Source organism: Microcystis sp. LE19-84.1B, assembly GCF_027531875.1.
GTDB lineage: Bacteria > Cyanobacteriota > Cyanobacteriia > Cyanobacteriales > Microcystaceae > Microcystis > Microcystis panniformis.
This window is the reverse complement of sequence record NZ_JAPZSR010000356.1, coordinates 1-6,648: the sequence shown is the minus strand read 5'-3', so window position 1 is coordinate 6,648 and position 6,648 is coordinate 1. Positions and strand designations below refer to the sequence as shown.

General features: G+C 44.4%; 5 protein-coding genes and 2 pseudogenes. 3 read left to right on the top strand and 4 right to left on the bottom strand.

Going from position 1 to position 6,648, the window contains the following annotated elements; all coding sequences use genetic code 11:
- Positions 1 to 359: 359 nt before the first annotated feature.
- Positions 360 to 1,781 carry a type I glutamate--ammonia ligase gene (gene glnA, locus O9324_RS20110; protein WP_288141133.1) on the bottom strand — a complete coding sequence of 474 codons (1,422 nt, stop codon included), beginning with the start codon at positions 1,779 to 1,781 and terminating at the stop codon, positions 360 to 362.
- 382 nt (positions 1,782 to 2,163) lie between these two features.
- Here glnA and sppA point away from each other — a divergent pair, with 382 nt between their 5' ends.
- The gene (sppA, locus tag O9324_RS20105; protein WP_002768456.1) at positions 2,164 to 2,985 is read left to right on the top strand and encodes a signal peptide peptidase SppA; all 822 of its coding nucleotides are present in this window, start codon (positions 2,164 to 2,166) and stop codon (positions 2,983 to 2,985) included.
- Positions 2,986 to 3,053: 68 nt separating this feature from the next.
- Positions 3,054 to 3,449 carry a chorismate mutase gene (gene aroH / locus O9324_RS20100; RefSeq protein WP_288141132.1) on the top strand — a complete coding sequence of 132 codons (396 nt, stop codon included), beginning with the start codon at positions 3,054 to 3,056 and terminating at the stop codon, positions 3,447 to 3,449.
- Positions 3,450 to 3,472: 23 nt separating this feature from the next.
- On the opposite strand, the gene O9324_RS20095 is transcribed toward aroH, so the two are convergent.
- Entirely contained in the window at positions 3,473 to 4,366 is an 894-nt protein-coding gene (locus O9324_RS20095; RefSeq protein ID WP_287628127.1) for an alpha/beta fold hydrolase, read from the bottom strand.
- A gap of 58 nt (positions 4,367 to 4,424) precedes the next feature.
- Here O9324_RS20095 and O9324_RS20090 point away from each other — a divergent pair, with 58 nt between their 5' ends.
- Positions 4,425 to 5,267: an alpha/beta fold hydrolase gene (locus O9324_RS20090; RefSeq protein WP_288141131.1), complete on the top strand. Its 843-nt coding sequence runs from the start codon at positions 4,425 to 4,427 to the stop codon at positions 5,265 to 5,267.
- On the opposite strand, the pseudogene O9324_RS20085 reads toward O9324_RS20090, so the two are convergent.
- Positions 5,268 to 5,648: pseudogene (locus O9324_RS20085) on the bottom strand (M48 family metalloprotease); the annotation flags it as partial.
- 34 nt (positions 5,649 to 5,682) lie between these two features.
- Positions 5,683 to 6,648: pseudogene (locus tag O9324_RS20080) on the bottom strand (RNA-guided endonuclease InsQ/TnpB family protein); the annotation flags it as partial.

Below are 6,648 nucleotides of genomic sequence, written 5' to 3'. Positions count from 1 at the left end.
ACTCGACCGACCCAACTGCAACAAAAAGCGTTAGATTTATTGGGAGTTTCCCTGATTTGTACCCAGTAACGAGGCGGCGGAAATTCTTTTAATCCCTTCTACAGCACAGGTTATGGCTTTTTGTCAACGGGGAAGTCCAGTTATACTAGGGTTTGCGGCAAAAAGTTTTTCGGTGGTGGCAGGGTGTGGCCCCCCCAACCCCCCCGACATCGGGGGGGCAGGTGGGGTGTGGGGTGTGGGGAAGGAAACCTCTTTCATCTGCGGTGGTGAAAATTTTTTCATCGGGACTGACTTGCTGATTCGGAAAAAAAAGGGCAGACAAAAGCCTACCCTAGGATTAATGATTGGTCAATCAAACCTTAGACATCGTAGTAGAGAGAGAACTCGTAGGGGTGAGGACGTAAGCGCATCGGGTTAACTTCGTTATCGAGCTTGTAGGTGATCCAGTTGTGGATAAAGTCTTCGGTAAAGACACCAGAATCGGTCAAGAAAGCGTGATCTTTTTCGAGATTTTCCAGAGCTGCTTCTAAAGAACCGGGGGTAGAGGGGATTTTTGACAATTCTTCGGGACTGAGTTCGTAGATATCCACATCGAGAGGTTCGCCGGGGTCGATTTGATTTTTAATCCCATCGATACCGGCACAGAGCATAGCTGCAAAAGCGAGGTAGGGGTTAGAAGTCGCGTCAGGACAACGGAATTCCAAACGTTTGGCTTTCGGGTTGCTTCCCGATAAAGGAATCCGAATCGAAGCGGAGCGATTACCTTGGGAGTAAGCCAGGTTTACAGGGGCCTCAAAACCGGGGACGAGACGCTTGTAAGAGTTGGTGGTGGGGTTAGTTAAAGCTAAGAGTGCGGGAGCGTGTCTAAGCAAACCACCGATGTAGTGCAGTGCCATTTGGCTAAGTCCGGCGTATTTATCCCCGGCGAACAGGGGTTGACCATCTTTCCAGATAGACTGGTGAACGTGCATCCCGGAACCGTTATCACCAAAGATGGGTTTAGGCATAAAGGTGACGGTTTTACCGTATTTCTTCGCCACGTTCTTAATGCAGTATTTGTAGGTCATCAAGTAGTCAGCGGCCCGTACTAGGGTAGAGAATTTAATCCCTAACTCGTTTTGACCACCAGTAGCGACTTCATGGTGATGTTTTTCGATGGGAACTCCGCAGTCGGCCATGGTTAAGAGCATTTCCGTGCGAATATCTTGAGAGGTGTCGGTGGGACTAACGGGGAAATAACCCTGTTTGTAGGCGGGTTTATAGGCAAGATTTCCCTCTTTTTCGTCTTTACCGCTATTCCAACGACCTTCGACACTATCCATGTAGTAATAGCCTGCGTTGGCGGTTTGGTCAAAACGAGCGCTATCAAAGAGGAAAAATTCCGCTTCTGGTCCAAAATATACGGTATCACCTAAACCGGTACTGCTAAGATAATCGATCGCTTTCTGAGCAATAGAGCGAGGATCGCGGCTATACCATTCACCAGTTCTCGGTTCTTTGATGCTACAGATCATGCTTAGGGTCGGTTCCTTGTAGAAGGGATCGATCCAAGCAGTGGTAGGATCGGGAACCATGGCCATATCGGATTCGTTAATTGCTTTCCAACCGCGAATACTGGAACCATCGAAGGCAACACCATCACTGAAAGAGCTTTCATCGATTTGGTCGTAGTAGAACGAGCAATGTTGCCAGATACCAGGCATATCAATAAATTTCAGGTCGATAATCTTAATATTGTTGTCCTGAATCATTTTCAAGACTTCTTGTGGCGTTTCGGGCATGGAAAACTCCTTTGACGTATGAATCGGTTCTTAAGCTTCTCAAAAAATCCATCCTAAACAGTCACTTTGACCGGTTTTGTATTTTTCGATACAAAATCTTTGATCCTAGCTTGAAAAAATCTGTAATTTCCTTGTTCAGGTCGGTAATTGCTCCGAATGGCGATTTGCCCATCAGCTTCTACTACCCCTTGCCCTACTTAGGGTCTGCTGAATAAATCTTGTTCGAGCTGCCCGGTCATCACCGTCCGGCCCTGGCGGTGAGGATGTCAAACACTTAACCAGACATTTTAGCTGGAAATTCTGAAATATAATGTCTGCTTAACCCGGAACGATCAAAGCGTTAGATTAGAAAGAGTCCTTTTTTTAGAGATATTTAAACCTGATGGTCTGGCCTTTTAAACCGAAAACCCACAAACAAATCGCTCGAATAGAAATTACAGGTGCAATTGCCTCCGATACCCGCAAAAGAGTCTTAAAAGCCCTAGAAATCGTCAAAGAAAGGCAATATCCCGCCCTACTTCTCCGCATTGACTCCCCCGGGGGAACCGTGGGGGATTCCCAAGAAATTTATGAAGCATTGAAGCGGTTACAAAAAAACACGAAAATAATCGCTAGTTTTGGCAATATTTCCGCCTCTGGCGGCGTTTATATCGGTATGGGGGCCAATTATATTATGGCTAACCCCGGCACGATTACCGGCTCGATCGGTGTTATCCTCAGAGGGAACAATCTAGAAAGATTGTTGGATAAGGTGGGAGTTTCGTTTAAAGTGATTAAATCGGGCCCCTATAAAGATATTCTCTCCTTCGATCGAGAATTAACTGATGAGGAAGAAAGAATTCTCCAGGATATGATCGATACCAGTTATCAGCAATTTCTGCAAACCGTCGCCGGAGCCAGAAATTTAGATGTCAATCAAGTGAAAAGTTTTGCCGATGGGCGCATTTTTACCGGTCAACAGGCGTTAGAATTAGGAGTGGTCGATCGCTTGGGAACCGAGGAAGATGCCCGACTTTGGGCGCTAGAATTGGCAGGATTACCCCCAGATAAAACTAAATGTCAGACTATCGAAGAACCGAAACCCCTCCTCAGTCGTCTGACGGGCAATCGTTCCCCAATACCCCTAGGATTACAAAAAACCCTACAGCGTCTAGAATTTGAATTGGAAGTTAACGGACAACTATTGTGGTTATACCGACCCTGATGGCCAGATTAAAGTCGAGAAAAAGGGCGCGTTAACCCCTAAAATTGACTCATCAGGATTAGCGGAGGATGACAATCGTGCAGTGGAAGGTTCGAGCCATTCGGGGAGCGACGACGGTAACGGTTAATACTATTGAAGCTATACGAGAAGCAGTAACAGAACTCCTCGAAGCGATCGAAATCCACAATAGTCTCGATCCCGATGATATTGTTAGTATTATCTTTACGGCAACTCAGGATTTAGACGTGATTTTCCCCGCTGCTATCGCTCGTGAACGTCCCCACTGGCAAAATGTCCCCCTCCTCGATGTGCAACAGATGCACGTCGTTGGTAGTCTGGACAAGTGTATTCGCGTAATTCTCCACGTTAATACTCCCAAACTGCAAGGGGAAATGCAGCACGTCTATCTCCGGGGGGCGAAAAATCTTCGCCCCGATTGGCAGATTTCTCCAGTAACTATATAATCGCTAAAATCTTCGATAACTGACTAAATCCTCATTTCCGACAGCCAACTCAAAATTAATTGATTAACTTTTTCGGGATGTTCATCGTGGGGACAGTGACCAGCTTTGGCAATCGGATAAAATTGGGTATTATTTCCCATTTTAGCTCTTTCTTGGTAAATTACCGAGCCAGCGATCGGTGTCCAAGGGTCATCCTCTCCCCAGAGTACCAATAAAGGGCGATCGATTTGCGGTAATAATTCCAGGGGAGAAGGTCCGGGGGGTGCCGTCAACACCGATGCGAACACTCCCCACGCACCCGCATCACAGGAGGGTTGATAGAGAATTTCGACTAATTCCTCGGTAATCGCGGTATGATCCCGATAAACCTGTTTTAAGGTATTACGGATGCGATTTTTCTGTCTTACCTGTTCAAAAATAAACTTTCCTGTCACGGGGGAACTAACTAAACCGGTAAAGGCAGCCATGATTAAACGCAAAGGGAAATTTAATTCTTCGGGACGATGGTTTAATCCGCCGGCACAGTTGATAATTACGCCTCCGGCAGTGATTTCGGGAGATTCTGCCATCAGCATTAAGGTAATCAGTCCTCCGATGGAATTACCGATAAATACCGTCGGTTTTGCGATTTTTTCCCGCCAAAAGTCTTGTATTTGCTGCTGCCAAAGGTTGAGACTATAATCTAAAGCGGGCTTATCCGCACCCCCAAATCCCAAAAGATCTAGCGCATAGACCTGATAGCCATTTTCCGCTAAAACGGGGATATTTTTGCGCCAATGACCGATAGATGCCCCAAAACCGTGAATTAATACTAGGGGTTGTCCTTCTCCCCCCACAGTGTAGGGGATGGTGTGACCTTGCCATGTCCAAGACAATTGTTCTAAGCTAGTCCCAGTGAGCGGAGATTGTCGTGCCATTGTATGAAGTTTTATTAAGTGATATTTAAATTATAGAGTAAAAATCAGCCGAGAATTTATGCCACAACGCCAGACTTTTACCAATAACTCGATGGAAATTTCCTATTTACAATGGAGCGATCGAGGTATGCCTCTATTATTATTGCACGGCATGGCGGATCATGCTTTGGTTTGGTCAAGTTTGGGCGATTATTTAAGCTCAAATTATCAAGTTATTGCCCCAGATTTGCGGGGACATGGGGAAAGCGGTAAACCGGCAACCGGTTATCACTTTCAGGATTATATTGGCGATTTAAGGGCTTTAATTAATCATTTAGGTTGGACGCAAGCACATATTTTAGGTCATTCTTGGAGTGCTAAAATAGCGGCAATTTGGGCAAATCAACAGCCAGAAGTATTTAAGAGTTTAATTTTAGTCGATCCCTTTTTTATCGATAAAATGCCTAGTTGGATTAGGATAACTTTTCCAATTCTCTATCAAGTTTTGCCCTTTTTAAAGATTACTCGCTCCTTTGATAGTTATCAGAGCATAGAAGCGATCGCTCGTCAATTAAAACAATATAAAGGTTGGTCAAATCTACAGCAAGAGGTGTTTAAAAATGCCATCGAACAAAAAGCTGATGGCAGTTGGAGCAGTAAATTCACTTTATCGGCACGGGGGGAAATTTTTGAGGATGTCATGGGGTTTGCCGGATTAACTAAAACTTTAGATATTCCCAGTTTATTAATCCTTCCCCAACAGGGATTAAATCGCACTGCTTGGCAAATTCAATCCTACAAAAAGTATTTAACTTCTCTAGAGATTAAAAAAATACCGGGTAATCATTGGGCATTTTTAGGGGAACCTGAAACTTTTAATCAAGCGGTGGCCGAGTTTTTATCCTTTCGGGAAATTGTATGATTAGCGGAGAGAACGAAGCTGCAATTGGTAATAATCCCCGTCTAAACCTTGATTCTGCTTGTTATTAAGGGAATTAAGCTGTTTTTGCAGTGCCAAAATCCGATCGCCGGTAGCAGGATGGGTGCTGAGAATTGTCGGGGTAGAACCGCCTTGTTGTGCTAATTTTCCCATAAAGGAGATCATGGCTTTGGCTGCATAACCGGCCTCAGCTAGATTGTTTAAACCCAGTCGGTCTGCTTCTAATTCATCCTTGCGACTATTGGGCAGATTATAGGCGAGATTGACTCCCAATTGTACCCAAGTTTTTGTGTCTAATCCCGCCGCGCTGAGAAGTCCTTGGGCGAGGGCAGTATTGCGTAATTGGGTGATAGATTGACATCCTCGCCGCCGTAAAACGGACGGCGATTCCCAAACCTCACGATTTAGGTTTCTGCTTCTTTCCCTTGCGGGGTTCCGCACCTGCCTTAACAGATTTACTCTGTTCTGGTCTTATGGTCGCTCTACAGACTGACACCGCAAGCCCTGCGGCCAAAATATTTTTACTGGCGTTAATATCTCGGTCATGGTGTGTCCCACAGTCTGGACAGTCCCATTCTCGAACATTTAACGGCATTTTCAAGGGCAATATACCCGCAATTACTACACCTTTTAGAGCTAGGAAACCATCTATCTATTTCGATGTAGTTTCTCCCATACCAACGGCATTTATAGGCTAATTGTCGGGTTATTTCTCCCCAGCTTACATCAGATATTGCCTGAGATAATTTCGGGTTTTTGACCATATTCTTAACGGCTAAATTCTCAACTACAATCGTTTGGTTTTCACGAACTAATTGAGTGGTTAGCTTATGTAAATGGTCTTTTCTGCTATCGGTAATTTGAGCGTGAATCTTGGCTACTTTGATTCTTGCTTTTTCCCGATTTTTTGACCCTTTCTGTTTTCTAGAAAGATTTTTCCGATGCTCTTCGCAGTCTCCGATAATGTTTCTTAAAATGCTTGGGATTAGATACTTTGTCACCATCGCTGGTAATCACAAGGCTACTAATTCCTAAGTCAATTCCAATGGCTTTATCTGTTACTGGTAAAGGCTTAATCGTTGGGTCATCAAATCTTATTGAGATATGCCAACGTCCTGAGGGATGTAATCTGACTGTTACTGTACTTGGTTCACATCCGTCTGGTATTTGTCTTGACCATCGAATAGGTAAGGGTTCTGTGCATTTAGCTAAATAGATTTGTTTGTCTTTAAATTTAAAAGCAGATTTGGTAAATTCGGCACTTCCTCCCTGATGTTTTTTCTTAAAGTTAGGATACTTAGTACGACCAGCAAAGAAATTAGTAAAAGCTGTTTGTAAATGTCTTAACCCTTGTTGTAAAGGT